Below are 16,819 nucleotides of genomic sequence, written 5' to 3' on the forward strand. Positions count from 1 at the left end.
TTGCGAAATTGCCGGACACTTCTGTTGGACCTTAATATATTCCTGAAAAGTAACTACTCACCCCCGATTAAGTTGACCTCACCCGCGAGAGCCATTTGAATCGCAAGAAGAGGATTATGCCCCTTGTTGGCCATGGTTTGCAGATAGCTTGATATTCGGCAATAAGCCTGAGCATAAATCTCTGAGCGGAAACAGCCTGAGACCTTTTGCTTCACCTTGGACATTCTCAAATCACGCTCGGCCCGATTATTGGTGAAGGAGACATGCGGGTTTTTGGCGAACAGCAGGACGGATGCCTCATGTTTTTGCAATCGCTCCAGCAGATTGTGCGCATCTGACTTGGCGAGTTTGCCGCGTTTCCCGCTGGGCTTTTGGGGAATAGGTGGAAGCTCTTTTTCGCCACGGGTGAGAATCGTGCGGTAGCGCTTTTGCAACCGCGCCAGTGCTTCATCGGTCAATCTCTTTTCCGTGCTTCTGGAGACGGTGGCGCAGCTCTCCTGTAAAAGGCGTTTCATGTGGCGCGCCCAGGCGTAGTCATTGGCGTCAACAATGAACGTCAATTCGCGCAGCAGATGCGAGCCGCACAGGCCGTGAGAGCAGTGATCATAGGACAAGTAGGATGACCAGCAGTCATGAATGATGACGCCATCGTAGCGCGGAATAATATCGATCGACGTGATCGCTGCCGTGCCCCGTTTTCGATGTAAAAACTTGAGGGTGATCTCCCCTGCGGAGTACACGTGTATCCAGTGGTTTTGCTTATCCACCCGCAAGGAGGTCTCATCCACATGCATAGAGGGTGCTTTCAGCAGCTGTGCGGTGGCGTGCTGCTCCCACCGCTCCAAGGCACGATGAAGCCGCAGCACAAAAGCCAGAAGAGTGGCTTCAGAGATCACAACACCGATCATGGAGGTCAGCAGCGTTTGCGCGCGATTGATCGCGACCATCTGAGACACCAGTAAATTGATGACAAAGGCCTTTAAGCCATCGCCGTATTGCAACGGGCCGTGCATATCCGCCGGGAACTTCCCTTTGACCGTCGCATCGCAGACCGGGCACTGCTTGACCTCGGCATCCACATGCTCAACGACTTTCTCAAAAACAATATCGATCTTCGTCCGTCTTTCATGGTGACTACAGGGCGTATTATCCAGATCTTCGCCACATACATCGCAGAGGCGGACTCTAGAAAGAGTCACACTCTCTTTGACGCGCGTGTTTTTCAGCAGGGCGCCGTTTTCGTTTTTCCCCTTACCCTGGCTCCCCGGATGACTCAACGAGGAGTCGTCCTTTTCCGTTTGGGAGGAGGGCTTGCTGGAGTTGCGGCTGTCTTTCTTGGTTATTCTTTCCAGAAAAATGGAGAGCATCAGCTCCATCATCATGAACATGCTATTCATAAGCACCTGAGTTTCGCGAGGCACTTTACCGTCGCAACTGAGCTGCTCAAAATCCGCTTTCAACCGGCTGACTTCGTTTCTGACCGAGGTTTTGTCTAGGCTTGCCATTAATAATGGGGGGCTATACGTTTGGAATAGCCAAAGGATAACATGGCATTTTTCGACCCCCTGATAACGGTCAGATCAGGCTGAAATGGTTTTTTCGACTTGAAATGGCAAGGCGGCTCATTGAAGAGATCAAAGCCCCTGCCAGCGGCAATAGAGAATAGATTTTACACCGAGATAAGGAAGTGGTTTTTTCGATAGAAAAAACCTGTCAAGAGATTTTTAAGTTATTTTTCGTGTGAAGGGAGTGAGTAGTTACCCTGAAAAAATATAAACATCATCACTCAGTTGGCACCTGTATGCCTGGCGTGATAACTTTGACGCTCATTAAAATCTTTCAAGCAGGGAGTAAAAAACGCCATGCCACTGGCATTTGCCACCATCGGTCTGATTGGAAAATACGGCGACCCAAGCGTCAATGCAGCGCTCAGCACTCTTAGCACCTACCTGCAAGCGCAGGGGTTACGGGTTATGCTGGACGAGGTTACTGCCAAAACCTTTCCCCGGCAAGGAATGGAAACCGCCAGCCGCCAGACCATTGGCGCACACTGCGATCTTGTGATTGTCATTGGTGGAGACGGCACACTGCTTAATGCCGCACGCTCTCTGGCTGATACCGGCATCCCCTTGGTTGGAATCAACCTCGGCAGGCTGGGCTTTCTCGCCGATATTTCTCCCGATCGCATGATCGAAATAATGGCGGAAATCCTGCGCGGGCATTACCTTCTGGAAGAGCGCTGCCTGCTACGCAGCGCCATCAAACGTGGCGACAAAGAAATCAATGAAAGCTGCGCCTTCAATGATGTGGTTGTCCACAAATGGAACATGGCGCGCATGATCGAATTTGAGACCTACATCAACGGCCAGTTCGTCAACAGCCAGCGTGCTGACGGGCTTATCGTCGCCACGCCAACCGGCTCCACTGCGTATGCGCTATCCGGTGGCGGGCCGATTCTGCATCCTACACTCAGCGCAATTGCCTTGGTGCCGATCTGCCCTCACACCTTGAGCAGCCGCCCGATTGTCGTCAACAGTGACAGCCAGATTGATGTCGTCATCACTGACTGTAATCACGAGCGGGCGCAGCTTACCTGTGATGGGCAGATGAATTTCGACCTGTTCGAGGGCGACCATATCCATATCCAGAAAAATAACCGCCCAATCCGACTCATTCACCCGGCGGATCACGACCACTATAAAATTCTACGCACCAAGTTGCGCTGGGGGGAGAAGCTTTAAAATCCCCCCAGCCCCCTTTTACAAAGGGGGGAGGACAACTTGCGCACTGGCAATGCTTGCGCTGTCCCTCCCCCCCTTTCACAGAGGAGGGACAGCAGATGCCGCCTCAACAGCCTCACCCTTTGCAAAAGGGGGATACAGGGGGATTTGGGGATTCACTGCATGCCAATACCGCCGCCCCGACTGGCGGTAGGTATCCGGCGGCGCAACTTTGCCCTGTGCATCGAGCTTGAAGGTGATGGCGCCGTGCTGCGCGGAGTCGTACATATGCACATTCATGGCCCGGTAACGCGCCACGACTTCGGGCTTGGGGTGACCGTAGCGGTTGCGGTAACCGGCGGGAAATAGCACATACTCGGGACGCACGGCATCCAAAAAATCCTGGGTGGACGAGGTTTTGCTGCCGTGATGCGGTGCAACCAGGATGCGCGCGCGCAAAGCATCAGGCGCAAGATCGAGCAGGCGCCGTTCCGCGCCTTTTTCGATGTCGGCGGGGATCAAAACACTGCCTGCCGCGTTGGTAATACGCAGTACGCATGAACTATCGTTGTTGTCGCCGGCCATATCGACGGGGGGATTGAGGATTTGAAACTCCACCCCATCCCAGCGCCACGTTTGTCCGCTTGAACACTGTTGCGCCCTCGCCCACCGCATCTGGTGCGGAACACCCGTCAGCGCGCTCTTGACTATCATCTCCTTGACAATGGATTGCGCGCCACCGATGTGGTCGTTATCGCCGTGGCTGACGATCAGCGTGTCAAGCTGCGTCACACCAACAGCGCGCAAAAACGGTGTGACGACTGCCTCGCCGGTATCGAAACTTTGACTGATACGCGGGCCGGTATCAAACACCAGGGCGTGATCACGCGTGCGCACCACCGCCGCCAGGCCCTGACCAACATCCAGCAGGGTAAACCATACCTCCCCCGTGGCGGGCTTGGGAATCGGCAGGAAAAACATCGGCAACAGCCACACCACCCCCAGCCAGCGCCCCGGCAAGCCCTTTGGTGCAAGCAGCAGGGCGATACCCACCAATCCAGGCAATAACGCCCACCACGGCGGGGCGTGTTGCGTCCATTGCGCCACATCAAGATCGGAAAGCCACTTCAGGATCGGCCACAGCCCCGCTACCGCGAGATCCACCAACACCAGCACCCAGCCTCCCAGAAGCGGCGACATCAGCGTCAGTAGCGCGCCCACCAGTGCGGGGGGTACCACCAGCACATTCACCCAGGGCACAGCGATGAAATTTGCCACGGGTGAGATCAACGAGACGCGCTGGAACAGGACCAGCATCACGGGTGCAAGGCCAATGGTAATCAGCCAGTGCAGCCGCCCCCACTTCCACCACACCGTTTCGACAGGAGCGAAACGGGTCGTGCGCAGCACGCCCGAAGGGTGATCGCCATGGATGGCGATCAACATCCCCTCTGGCGTCAGGCGATTGCCCATGGCGAACAGGATCAGCGCCACTGTGCCGAACGACAGCCAGAACCCCGCCTCCATGACCGCCAGCGGGTCATACACCAGCACCAGCAGCAGTGCCACCGCCAGGGTGTGGCTGAGTGCGCGGTTGCGCTGTAACAATATCCCCATCATGATCACCAAGACCATGATCAGCGCACGCTGCACCGGGACGGAAAATCCGGCCAGGGCGGCGTAGTAAACCGCCCCCAGCAGGGCAATTACGGCGGCGGCTTTGGGTGCGGGCCAATGCAGCGCCAGCGACCCGAGACGAGTCCACCCCCAGCGCGCCAGGAAGAACAGCAGCCCCGCTACCAGCGTGATGTGCGAGCCGGAAATCGCCACCAGGTGGGTGGTCCCGGTGCGCGAAAACACCTCCCATTGCGCGCTGGAGATGGCGCGCTGCTCGCCTATCGTCAGCGCGGTGATGATCCCGGCATAGGGACTGGCGGGCAGGGCTGCGGCAATGCCGGACGCTATCCGTTGGCGCAACCTGTCAATGGTATAGCCGTCGGCGTTCGAGGCTATGCGTAAATGAGGGCCGCTTGGCCTGACATAACCCGTGGTATGCAGGTGGTGGCGGAACAACCACCCCTCGTAATCGAATCCGCCAGGATTCATCAGTCCGCGCGCACGCTTGAGACGCACCTGCAAGCGCCAGGTATCCCCCACCCGAAGATCGGGCGGTGCCTCCTGCCAACTGAGCAAAATACGGCCAGGCGTGGGGTGCCGTGTCGCGCCCTGATGCAACGAAATCACGTCAAATTCAAAGCGCATCCCACGGGAGTCATCACCGTCCGTGGCAACTATCTTTTGGGTATCCTTTGGCCGCCACATTACGTTCCCGGCTAAACGGCTGGGGATAGAGGCGACCACACCCTCCACTATGATGTCCTCACCTTCCAGACTCGGCGCAATCCCTATGGACAGGGAACCTGCCACACTAAACAACGCCCAAAGGAAACCACAGGCCACCAGCGCCGGAAAATGCAGCCATCTGATAAACACCGCCAACAGCAACGGGACCAACAGCAGACACCAACGCTGATCCGGCAGCTCAGTAAGTTGCTGAAAAGCAAGAATTCCAGCCAGGAATGCGAGCGTACCCAAGCGCATGCTTTAGTTATGGCCCAAAAGTGTGGATAATCGGAAATAGGGAGGCGTCGATCTACCCTATATCGAACAGGGTGGGAATTACATTAATTTATGCCAAAACAGCTTATCAAACGCTTTATCAAGCGTTACGTCCCCGATCACAAAACGATTCGCGACCACAAACACTTGCAGTTTCTCGGCGCGCTGCTGCACGCGCCCAATCTGTGGCACCTGAACCGGCACTCGGTGCCCGGCGCGGTTTCCGTGGGACTGTTCGCAGCATTTATTCCCGGCCCGGTGCAAATGCTGATCGCGGCGGCGGGGGCGGTGATGTTCCGGGTCAATATGCCGTTGTCCGTCGCGCTGACATTCATCACCAACCCGTTCACGGTACCGCCAATCGCCTATTTTTCCTACAAAATTGGCACCTGGATTCTGCACATGCCGGAGCATCCCTTTGAAATCGAGATGTCGATTGATTGGTTATGGGGACAGTTAAACACCATCGGAGGCCCTTTCCTGCTCGGCACCCTGGTGCTTTCCGTCAGCAGCGCGCTGCTCGGCAACCTGCTGATGCGCGGGATCTGGCATTGGCATATCATGCGTTATTTGAAGAAGAGAAAACAACGAGCGACACGAGACAAGTGATTGGCTGCCTTGGCACATTTACGCCCAGGCAGTTTGCGAAACGCCCTATTCCCCATCGGTCTCCTCCCCAAACAGCTCCTTCTGAAACCCGAAGTTGTGCATATCCTTGATCCGTAGGGGATACAGAACACCATCCAGATGATCACATTCGTGTTGAACCACGCGCGCATGAAAACCGCTCACTTCGCGCTGAAAGTGTCCGCCCTGCTGGTCGAAGCCGGAATAGCGGATGTGACTATGACGGGGCACGAGGCCGCGCATGCCCGGCACGCTCAGGCAACCTTCCCACCCCTCCTCCAGCGCATCGCTTAATGGTTCGATCACTGGATTGATCAACACTGTGGTGGGCACGGCGTCCATATCAGGATAGCGCGGATTGTTCTCGATACTGAAAATCACCACACGCAGGTTCACACCAATCTGCGGCGCGGCCAGGCCAGCGCCATTCATGGCCTCCATGGTGTCGAACATGTCATCAATCAATGTTCGCAGCGCCGGGTCGTGAAAATCGGTAACGGGTCCGGCAACTTGCCACAACAACGGGTCACCCATGCGCAAAACTTTTCGAACAGCCATAGCATCTCACTTTAAATAACTTTATCGTTGGATATTATACAATTGCTGTTTCCACATTGCGGCGTATTAAAGTCATGGCAACCGTTTACGGCATCAAAAATTGTGATACGGTCAAGAAGGCGTTGGCCTGGCTGGACGGACACCACGTGGATTACCGGTTTCATGACTTCCGCAAGGACGGTCTGGACGAAGAAATACTGCGCGGGTGGGTGAAGGAACTTGGCTGGGAGGCGCTATTGAACCGGCGCGGCACGACCTGGCGGCGATTGCCGGACGCTGACCGGGAATCACTGGATGAAACCAAGGCCATCGCCTTGATGCTCACCCACCCCTCGATCATCAAGCGCCCGCTGCTGGATCTCGGCACATCGCGTCACCTCGGTTTCAGCACCTCAGACTACGAAAGGCTGTTTGGCTGATGAGAATTGACCGGCTTGATCACCTTGTACTCACCGTGCGCGACATAGCCACAAGCTGCGATTTTTACAGCCAGGTATTGGGCGTGAATGTTGTGACCTTCGGCAACGATAGAAAAGCACTTGTGTTTGGCAAACAGAAAATCAACCTGCACGAGGCGGGCAAAGAATTCGAACCCAAGGCCTCCCGGCCAACACCCGGCTCGGCGGACTTGTGTTTTATTACCTGTGAACCGCTAACCAGCGTTATGACACATCTGGAGGCACAAAACATTGTAATCATCGACGGCCCCCTGCCACGCACCGGCGCTGCCGGGGCCATCATTTCCATTTATCTGCGCGACCCCGATGGCAACCTCATCGAGATTTCCAACTACACACATGAGATTAACTGACTAATGTCCCCTACCCTCGCACTCGCTATCGACCTCATCTCCCGCCCCTCCGTCACGCCGGAGGATGCCGGTTGCCAGGAGGGCATGATCGCCCGTCTCGCCGCCATCGGCTTTCGCATAGAACGGCTACCCTTTGGCGAAGTGCATAATTTCTGGGCACGGCGCGGCACATCCGGCCCGCTGTTTGCCTTCGCCGGACACAGCGACGTGGTGCCAACCGGGCCACTCGAACAATGGCACAGCCCGCCATTTGCGCCCGAGATACGCGACGGTTGCCTGTATGGGCGCGGCGCGGCGGACATGAAGGGCAGCCTGGCTGCAATGGTGACTGCTTGCGAACGCTTCGTCACCGAACACCCGAACCATCAGGGCTCCATCGCCTTTCTCATCACCAGCGACGAAGAAGGCCCCAGCATCAATGGCACAGTAAAAGTGGTGGAGCATCTTGCCGCGCGTGGCGAGAAAATCGACTGGTGCCTGGTCGGTGAACCCACCAGCACAACGTGCGTGGGAGATGTGATCAAGAACGGTCGACGCGGCTCACTGAGCGGCACGTTGATCGTGCATGGCGTGCAAGGCCATGTCGCCTATCCGCACCTTGCCGACAACCCGGTACATCGCTTCGCCCCCGCGCTCGCCGAGCTGTGCGCGATAGAGTTGGATAAAGGCGACGCCTATTTCCCGCCCACCACGTTTCAAATCTCAAACATCCATGCCGGCACGGGCGCAAACAATGTCATCCCCGGCGATCTTGAGGTGTTATTCAATTTCCGCTACTCGACTGCCATTACTCACCCACAACTCCGTGAGCGTGTCGAGACTATATTGAATAACCATAATCTCAAATACGATCTGGAATGGAATCTCTCCGGCGAACCATTTCTGACACGGGAAGGCGAGCTGATCGATGCTGCACGCGACGCGATCCGCGAAATCAGCGGGATAGCCACCGAACTATCCACCTCTGGCGGCACCTCTGACGGGCGCTTCATCGCGCCCACCGGAGCGCAGGTACTTGAACTCGGACCAGTGAACGCCACTATCCATAAGGTGAACGAATGTGTCAGCATCAGCGATCTCGACACACTATCCAGCCTTTATCAACGCATCCTGGAAAAACTGCTTGTGAGGTAACAACAATGACTCAAAATAATGCCAATGACGAACGGCGTCATTTCAAGCGCATCCCATTTGACGCCGAAGCAGAGTTGTCCAGCTCCAATGGCCGTTGGCGCGGTAGATTGATCGATCTTTCACTGAATGGAGCCTTGATGGAACGGCCAGCAGACTGGACTGGCGCCACTGGCGAGCCGTATATACTGCATATACGCCTTGCTGGCGATGATGTTTCAATCAACATGGACGCTGTCATTGCTCATGTGGCAACAAACCAGATTGGATTGCGTTGCACTCACATCGACATTGACAGCATTGCGCATCTGCGGCGTTTTGTGGAGTTGAATCTGGGTGACACAGGGTTACTGAATCGGGAATTATCCGCACTGGGAGACACGCATGAGCAGCAACACAACTCAGCAAATAACCAGCCCGACTGGGGCCGCATCGCCGAAAAGTTTGATCTATGGCTGCCGCAGCTCGCACCTGTCGGCGAGGCCTTATTGGCAGCGCTCAATGCCCAGGTTGGCGACATCATACTGGATGTTGCATCCGGCACCGGCGAACCGGCATTGACCCTGGCACGACGCATGGGCAATACCCTGAAAATTACGGGAACCGATGCCGCTGAACCGATGGTAAAAGTAGCTCAAAAAAAGGCGGCGCAGGAAAACCTGCCACATATTCATTTTCAGCATATGGCAGCAGAAAAGCTGCTCTTCGACGACGGCGCTTTCGACAAGATCATGTGCCGTTTTGGCGTAATGCTGTTCGAAGATTCGCTGCAAGGATTGCGAGAGATGCACCGCGTCCTCAAACCTGAGGGGCGTTTCAGTATCGCAGTGTGGAGCACGCCGGAAACCATGCCTACAATGTATTGGGCGCATCAGGTTTTCAAAGACAGAGTGCCACCGGAAAAACACCCTCCCCTCGCCAAGGTCACCTCGTTGGGCGCGCCAGGCGCGCTGGATAATATCCTCCGGCAGGCGGGTTTTACGAATTTCACGATACACGCACACACATTCAATTACCGCTTCCCGTCATTTAATGATTATTGGGATATTGTCGAGCAATCAGACATCATGAAGATGCAATACGACGCATTAGCCGAAGGAGAAAGAGATAAAATCAGGGAGGATGTTGCAGCGTTGGCGCACGCTTTTACAAGTTCAGAAGGGTTGATTATCCCGCATGAGTTTTTGCTTGCGGAAGGGGGCAAGTGCGGATGACAGTGCTGGCAGCCTGTAGGACTTAGGAGCTAAACAGGATCACTTTACCTCTGCGCAATTCGTATGGGACACTATAGCAGGATTTTCTCTTAACTTGCTCAAGCCGGGGCATCACGGCAGGGCCGCGGACTCCAATCGCTGTTTTTATGGTTATCGTAGGCACCATGAACACCCTACCACATCACTTGTACCACGCCAGCGACGTCCGCGAGATGGATCGCATCGCCATCGAAGAGTTCGGCATTCCCGGCTCTACGTTGATGTCCCGCGCTGGTGCTGCGGGATTCGTGGCGTTGGGTATGCGTTGGCATCAGGCACGATCAGTCGCCGTGGTATGCGGTATCGGCAACAACGGTGGCGACGGTTTTGTCATGGCACGTCTGGCGCATGTGGCGGGCTTGAAGGTTATTGTTTTTCAGGTGGGTGACGCGGCCAGACTGCGTGGTGAAGCACTGGCCGCAGCCCAGTTCCTGAGGGTGGTGGGTGTGCCCATAAAACAACTCGACTCTGACTCATTGACGGAGTTCGATGTGGTGGTCGACGCCCTCCTTGGCACCGGACTGGACCGTGAAGTCAGAGGTGAGTGGCGTGCCGCCATCGATGCCATCAATCACAGCGGGGTACCTGTGCTGGCCCTGGATATCCCCTCCGGCCTGCATTCGGACACCGGAAGAATGCTCGGCGCGGCAGTGCGCGCACAGGCAACCATTTCGTTTATCGGGCTAAAGCAGGGCATGTTCACTGCTGCGGGTCCGGACTGCTGCGGCGTGATCGAATTTGACGATCTACGCCTCCCCGCTGAAGTATATGCACGGATCACCGCGCCCGCCGTCCGCCTTATCCCCCAACAGATACAGCGCTTGCTGCCGTCACGCTTGCGCGCGGCCCACAAGGGCGATCACGGCCATGTGCTGGTGATCGGCGGCGACCACGGCATGTCCGGCGCGGCGCGGCTCGCCGCCGAGGCTGCCGCGCGCACCGGTAGCGGATTAACCAGTGTTGCCACACGCGCCGCACATGCCGCCGTAATCGCTGCCGTACGCCCGGAGTTGATGTGCCATGACGTGGAACATGCACAGGATCTGCATGCGCTGCTGCAGCGGGCCAGCGTAATCGCCATCGGGCCAGGGCTCGGCCAGTCAGTCTGGGCGCGCGAAATGTTCGCCGCCGTACTGGAAACACATCTGCCGCTAGTGGTGGATGCCGATGCACTGAATCTGCTGGCGCTAGAACCCGCCAGGCGCGACAACTGGGTGCTGACACCCCACCCCGGCGAAGCGGCACGTCTGCTGGACTGTACAACAGCGGATATTCAAATGGATCGTTTCCAGGCTGCTCAGGAATTACAGCAACGCTACGGCGGCATCTGCATCCTCAAGGGCGCAGGAACCCTAATTTGTAGTACCCAGCAACCCATCGCCGTCTGCGACGCAGGCAATCCCGGCATGGCCAGCGGCGGCATGGGTGATGTGCTCACCGGCGTAATCGCCGGCCTGCTTGCGCAAAAACTGAGTCTGGCGGATGCGGCATGTGCCGGCGTGTACATCCACGCTGTTGCAGGCGATGACGCGGCAGCGGTGGGTGAGCGTGGACTGCTGGCAAGCGATCTGATGCCGCACATTCACCGTTTGGCAAATCCATCTTCAATTTGATGGAAATTTTGATCTCTCAGGAAGATGAAATGCTCGCGTTAGGCGCGCGGCTTGCCCAAGCCTGCGGAAACGGAGGGGCAATCATTTTCCTGCACGGCGAACTCGGCGCGGGAAAAACGACACTGGTGCGCGGTTTTCTGCGGGGGCTCGGACATGCCGGCAAGGTAAAGAGTCCAACGTATACCCTGGTGGAGCCATATGAAATCGATCAGAGGCATATCTATCATTTCGACCTGTACCGGCTCGCCGGTCCGGATGAGCTGGAATACCTGGGGATACGCGACTTCCTCGAAAAAAACGCGATTTTTCTTGTTGAATGGCCTGAGCGCGGCGCGCATTATCTGCCTCCCCCGGACATTGAAGTAAGCATTGATTACGCCGAATCTGGACGCCTGGTGCGATTTGAGCCAAGGACAGCGGCGGGAAAGAATGCCCTGGCACAATTGGGGCTATAAAAAACGCAAAAAATGATGCAGAATCGCCTTATGAAACAAATCATCGCAGCCTTTTGTTTGATGCTTTTGTCCAGCATCGGTGTTGCCAGCGACGCGCAGATCAAAAGTGTGCGGCTGTGGGCGAGTCCTGACAGCACGCGTCTGGTCTTCGACATGAACTCACCGGCGGCATACAAGCTAATCACTCTGGATAATCCCGACCGGCTGGTCGTTGACCTGGAAAGCGCCCGCCTCGCCGCTCCGCTGGGCACGGTGGATTACAACAACACCCTGCTGCAAAGCATCCGTAGCGCGCCGCGCAACGGCAAGGACCTGCGTGTAGTACTGGATCTAAAAAACCGGGTAAGGCCAGAGATCTTCATGCTGAATCCCGCAGGGGAGTATGGTTACCGCCTGGTGGTGGATTTGTATGACGCCAATTCTGCGGTGAAAATAGCCAATACGGCCACACCCGCCCTACCTTCACCCATTCCACCTTCCTCTATCACGACAAATGATAAGTATCCTGAAACAACCAAGACGCCGGAAGACAAGCGCTACCGCGATATCGTGGTCGCCATCGACGCCGGGCATGGTGGGGAAGACACAGGCGCGCGCGGCCCCAGCGGCACTAACGAAAAAGACGTGACACTTGCAATCGCACGCAAGCTGGAAGATCTGGTGCGTAAGGAGAAGGGTATGAGGCCGGTGCTGATCCGCGATGGTGACTATTACATCGGCTTGCGCCAGCGCACCCAGAAGGCACGCGAGCAAAAGGCTGATATCTTCGTCGCCATTCATGCCGATGCCTTCACCAATCCCAATGCACGCGGCTCATCGGTATTTATACTCTCCGAGCGGGGCGCGAGCAGTGAGGCGGCACGCTGGCTGGCGGCCAAGGAAAACGCCTCGGATCTGATTGGCGGTGTTGAGTTGGGCGGCAAGGATAAAATGCTCGCCTCCGTACTGCTGGATTTATCGCAAACAGCCTCCGTCGAAGCCAGTCATGACGTTGCCAGCAAAGTCCTGGAAGGTCTGAAGGAAATCGGCGACCTGCATAAGCCACACGTCGAGCGCGCAGGCTTCATGGTGCTTAAATCGCCAGACATGCCTTCCCTGCTGGTCGAAACAGCCTTTATCTCAAACCCGGCCGAAGAAAGAAAATTGCAGGATGAAGAACATCAGCAGAACCTTGCACGCGCCATCCTGAGCGGCATACGCACCTACTTCACCCGCTCACCGCCACCCGGCACAAAATTCGCCGCACTCGCCGCGCGGAGACATATCATTTCCGAGGGTGAAACACTCGCTTCTGTCGCCGGGCAGTATGGCGTGAGCGTAGAGAAACTGCGACTCACCAACAAACTGCCGGATGAACAGGTCAAGGCGGGCGCAGTGCTGCGTATTCCTGGGGATGGATAATCGACCAGTAAAACCTCGCCAAAGACCCTCATTCAAAATGAGCGCCCAAGGCTTTGGTAGGTTATACTTTTCGCACATGTACCCGCCTGATTCATTCCTGACGTAACCGATGCGCATCCACCGTCTCCCTACCCAACTCGCTAACCAAATCGCCGCAGGCGAGGTTATTGAAAGACCTTCTTCGCTGGTCAAAGAGCTGCTCGAAAACAGTATGGATGCAGGGGCAACCCAGATCGAGATTGATGTCGAACAGGGTGGCTCGGGCTTAATACGGGTGCGTGACAACGGCTGTGGCATCCACAAGGATGATCTCGTTCTGGCACTGAGCCGCCATGCCACAAGCAAAATCAAAACCTTTGATGACCTGACGAATATATCCAGCCTGGGTTTTCGCGGTGAGGCATTGCCGAGCATCTATTCCGTATCACGCCTGACCCTGACATCGCGTACTCAAAGCGACAACAGTGGGTGGCGTATCCAGGGCGATGGTCGCGAGCTGGATGCGCAGCCATCGCCCGCTGCTCACCCGGTTGGCACCACAGTGGAAGTGCGCGACCTATTTTTCAACACCCCGGCACGGCGTAAATTCCTGCGCAGTGAAAAAACTGAATTCTCTCACCTTGAGGAAGTTGTTCAGCGCATTGCGCTCAGCCGTTTTGATGTGGATGTTACCTTGCGTCATAACCAGCGCGCCGCTCAAACCTTGCGCGCTGGCCTTGATGAACGGGACAAGGAGAGGCGCATTGCGGATATCATTGGCACGCCCTTTCTCGAAAATGCACTGCGTATCGACTTCGAGGCCTCCGGCTTGCGGCTATGGGGGTGGATAACATTGCCAACCTTCTCGCGTGGCCAGAGCGATTTGCAATATTTTTATGTCAACGGGCGCATCATCCGCGACAAGCTGGTGAGTCACGCCATCCGCCAGGCCTACCAGGATGTGCTGTTCCACGGACGCCATCCGGTGTTTGTGCTGTATCTGGAAATGCCACCCTCAGAGGTGGACGTGAATGTTCACCCCACCAAGCACGAGGTGCGTTTCCGGGAAAGCCGCCTGATCCACGACTTTCTGTTCCGCACACTGCGCGACGTGCTCGCAACCACCCGGCCTGGTCATACGACGCCTGGCGATCACACACCGCAGCTCTCCACAGCCGAGATGCCCGCGCCTGACAATGCCGTGCTGGATGCGCCACGTGGTCCATCCTATACGCCAGCACCTGCTCCTCACTATGCGCGTCAACCTCCCCTGCCCTTGTCGTCATCACAATCACCACTGCAAGTGCGCGAACAAATCTCTGCGTATGCCGCGCTGCACCCATCTTCCGCTGCAACGCCAGCCGTAGCGGATGAAGCCCGGCACGAGACCCCACCGCTGGGCTACGCCATCGCGCAACTGCACGGTGTCTATATTCTCGCCGAAAATGCCCATGGCCTGGTGCTGGTAGACATGCACGCCGCGCACGAACGCATCACCTATGAGCGCATGAAAACCGCGCTGGATAGCGACGGGATCCGCTCTCAACCTCTGCTTGTGCCTATCACGATAACGGTCAATGAACGCGACGCGCGGTTAGCGGAAGAATGCAGCACTACCTTCACCAATCTTGGCTTTGAGGTTAATCGGCTGGGCGCCACAACACTGGTTGTGCGTCAGATACCTGAATTGCTGCACAGTGCAAATGTAGAAACTTTGGTCCAGGATGTGCTGGCTGATCTTCATGCCTTCGGTGACAGCACACGAATCCGCGAACAGCTGAACACCGTACTCTCTACCCTCGCCTGCCATGGCTCGGTGCGCGCCAACCGCAAACTTACCCTCCCGGAAATGAACATGCTATTGCGAGACATGGAACACACTGAACGTAGTGGCCAGTGCAATCATGGGCGCCCTACATGGATACAACTCAGCATGGCGGAGCTCGACAAGATGTTTATGCGGGGGCGATAAAAGCAGTGTAGCGGTCGGCTTCTTAACATAACGGGTAACTACTCACCCCCGATTAAGTTGACCTCACCCGCGAGAGCCATTTGAATCGCAAGAAGAGGATTATGCCCCTTGTTGGCCATGGTTTGCAGATAGCTTGATATTCGGCAATAAGCCTGAGCATAAATCTCTGAGCGGAAACAGCCTGAGACCTTTTGCTTCACCTTGGACATTCTCAAATCACGCTCGGCCCGATTATTGGTGAAGGAGACATGCGGGTTTTTGGCGAACAGCAGGACGGATGCCTCATGTTTTTGCAATCGCTCCAGCAGATTGTGCGCATCTGACTTGGCGAGTTTGCCGCGTTTCCCGCTGGGCTTTTGGGGAATAGGTGGAAGCTCTTTTTCGCCACGGGTGAGAATCGTGCGGTAGCGCTTTTGCAACCGCGCCAGTGCTTCATCGGTCAATCTCTTTTCCGTGCTTCTGGAGACGGTGGCGCAGCTCTCCTGTAAAAGGCGTTTCATGTGGCGCGCCCAGGCGTAGTCATTGGCGTCAACAATGAACGTCAATTCGCGCAGCAGATGCGAGCCGCACAGGCCGTGAGAGCAGTGATCATAGGACAAGTAGGATGACCAGCAGTCATGAATGATGACGCCATCGTAGCGCGGAATAATATCGATCGACGTGATCGCTGCCGTGCCCCGTTTTCGATGTAAAAACTTGAGGGTGATCTCCCCTGCGGAGTACACGTGTATCCAGTGGTTTTGCTTATCCACCCGCAAGGAGGTCTCATCCACATGCATAGAGGGTGCTTTCAGCAGCTGTGCGGTGGCGTGCTGCTCCCACCGCTCCAAGGCACGATGAAGCCGCAGCACAAAAGCCAGAAGAGTGGCTTCAGAGATCACAACACCGATCATGGAGGTCAGCAGCGTTTGCGCGCGATTGATCGCGACCATCTGAGACACCAGTAAATTGATGACAAAGGCCTTTAAGCCATCGCCGTATTGCAACGGGCCGTGCATATCCGCCGGGAACTTCCCTTTGACCGTCGCATCGCAGACCGGGCACTGCTTGACCTCGGCATCCACATGCTCAACGACTTTCTCAAAAACAATATCGATCTTCGTCCGTCTTTCATGGTGACTACAGGGCGTATTATCCAGATCTTCGCCACATACATCGCAGAGGCGGACTCTAGAAAGAGTCACACTCTCTTTGACGCGCGTGTTTTTCAGCAGGGCGCCGTTTTCGTTTTTCCCCTTACCCTGGCTCCCCGGATGACTCAACGAGGAGTCGTCCTTTTCCGTTTGGGAGGAGGGCTTGCTGGAGTTGCGGCTGTCTTTCTTGGTTATTCTTTCCAGAAAAATGGAGAGCATCAGCTCCATCATCATGAACATGCTATTCATAAGCACCTGAGTTTCGCGAGGCACTTTACCGTCGCAACTGAGCTGCTCAAAATCCGCTTTCAACCGGATGACTTCGTTTCTGACGGAGATTTTGTCCAGGCTTGCCATGAAGAGAGTGACTATACGTTTGGAATAGCCAAAGGATAACATGGCTTTTTTCGACACTCTGATGACGGTCACATCAGGCTGAAATGGTTTTTTCGACTTAAAATGGCAAGGTGGCTCATTGAAGAGATCAAAGCCCCTGCCAGCGGCAATAGAGCATAGATTTTACGCCGAGATAAGAAAGTAGTTTTTT

Annotated in this window: 14 protein-coding genes; 10 read left to right on the forward strand and 4 right to left on the reverse strand. The window is 55.9% G+C overall.

Features of this window, described 5'->3' with window-relative positions:
- Positions 1-53: 53 nt before the first annotated feature.
- On the reverse strand, positions 54-1,505 hold the full coding sequence (locus tag M3A44_09400) for an IS66 family transposase (protein ID MEQ6341845.1): 1,452 nt from the start codon (positions 1,503-1,505) through the stop codon (positions 54-56).
- Positions 1,506-1,862: 357 nt separating this feature from the next.
- Here M3A44_09400 and M3A44_09405 point away from each other — a divergent pair, with 357 nt between their 5' ends.
- Positions 1,863-2,741, forward strand: a complete 879-nt coding sequence (locus tag M3A44_09405) for an NAD(+) kinase (GenBank protein ID MEQ6341846.1) — start codon at positions 1,863-1,865, stop codon at positions 2,739-2,741.
- Positions 2,742-2,819: 78 nt separating this feature from the next.
- Here the strand turns inward: M3A44_09405 and M3A44_09410 are convergent, their stop codons facing one another.
- Entirely contained in the window at positions 2,820-5,321 is a 2,502-nt protein-coding gene (locus M3A44_09410) for a DNA internalization-related competence protein ComEC/Rec2 (GenBank protein ID MEQ6341847.1), read from the reverse strand.
- Positions 5,322-5,411: 90 nt separating this feature from the next.
- Here M3A44_09410 and M3A44_09415 point away from each other — a divergent pair, with 90 nt between their 5' ends.
- The gene (locus tag M3A44_09415; GenBank protein ID MEQ6341848.1) at positions 5,412-5,948 is read left to right on the forward strand and encodes a DUF2062 domain-containing protein; all 537 of its coding nucleotides are present in this window, start codon (positions 5,412-5,414) and stop codon (positions 5,946-5,948) included.
- Between the two features lie 45 nt (positions 5,949-5,993).
- On the opposite strand, the gene def is transcribed toward M3A44_09415, so the two are convergent.
- The gene (gene def / locus M3A44_09420; GenBank protein MEQ6341849.1) at positions 5,994-6,524 is read right to left on the reverse strand and encodes a peptide deformylase; all 531 of its coding nucleotides are present in this window, start codon (positions 6,522-6,524) and stop codon (positions 5,994-5,996) included.
- 74 nt (positions 6,525-6,598) lie between these two features.
- On the opposite strand from def, the gene M3A44_09425 reads away from it, so the two are divergent.
- The 8 genes from M3A44_09425 (at position 6,599) to mutL (ending at position 15,139) form a co-directional block, all read left to right on the forward strand.
- On the forward strand, positions 6,599-6,943 hold the full coding sequence (locus M3A44_09425; GenBank protein MEQ6341850.1) for an ArsC family reductase: 345 nt from the start codon (positions 6,599-6,601) through the stop codon (positions 6,941-6,943).
- Entirely contained in the window at positions 6,943-7,335 is a 393-nt protein-coding gene (locus M3A44_09430) for a VOC family protein (GenBank protein MEQ6341851.1), read from the forward strand. The genes M3A44_09425 and M3A44_09430 overlap by 1 nt, the downstream gene beginning before the upstream one ends.
- Positions 7,336-7,338: 3 nt before the next feature.
- Entirely contained in the window at positions 7,339-8,469 is a 1,131-nt protein-coding gene (gene dapE, locus M3A44_09435) for a succinyl-diaminopimelate desuccinylase (protein ID MEQ6341852.1), read from the forward strand.
- A gap of 5 nt (positions 8,470-8,474) precedes the next feature.
- Positions 8,475-9,680, forward strand: a complete 1,206-nt coding sequence (locus tag M3A44_09440) for a class I SAM-dependent methyltransferase (GenBank protein MEQ6341853.1) — start codon at positions 8,475-8,477, stop codon at positions 9,678-9,680.
- Positions 9,681-9,844: 164 nt separating this feature from the next.
- Positions 9,845-11,332: an NAD(P)H-hydrate dehydratase gene (locus M3A44_09445; GenBank protein ID MEQ6341854.1), complete on the forward strand. Its 1,488-nt coding sequence runs from the start codon at positions 9,845-9,847 to the stop codon at positions 11,330-11,332.
- A gap of 29 nt (positions 11,333-11,361) precedes the next feature.
- On the forward strand, positions 11,362-11,787 hold the full coding sequence (tsaE, locus tag M3A44_09450) for a tRNA (adenosine(37)-N6)-threonylcarbamoyltransferase complex ATPase subunit type 1 TsaE (GenBank protein ID MEQ6341855.1): 426 nt from the start codon (positions 11,362-11,364) through the stop codon (positions 11,785-11,787).
- 30 nt (positions 11,788-11,817) lie between these two features.
- Positions 11,818-13,188, forward strand: a complete 1,371-nt coding sequence (locus M3A44_09455) for an N-acetylmuramoyl-L-alanine amidase (GenBank protein MEQ6341856.1) — start codon at positions 11,818-11,820, stop codon at positions 13,186-13,188.
- Positions 13,189-13,297: 109 nt separating this feature from the next.
- Positions 13,298-15,139, forward strand: coding sequence for a DNA mismatch repair endonuclease MutL (gene mutL, locus M3A44_09460; protein ID MEQ6341857.1), 1,842 nt, complete (start codon positions 13,298-13,300; stop codon positions 15,137-15,139).
- Positions 15,140-15,177: 38 nt separating this feature from the next.
- Here the strand turns inward: mutL and M3A44_09465 are convergent, their stop codons facing one another.
- A complete protein-coding gene (locus tag M3A44_09465; protein ID MEQ6341858.1) occupies positions 15,178-16,671 on the reverse strand; it encodes an IS66 family transposase in 1,494 nt (497 codons plus the stop codon).
- Between the last annotated feature and the right edge of the window lie 148 nt (positions 16,672-16,819).

It is taken from the genome of Gammaproteobacteria bacterium, assembly GCA_040183005.1.
GTDB lineage: Bacteria > Pseudomonadota > Gammaproteobacteria.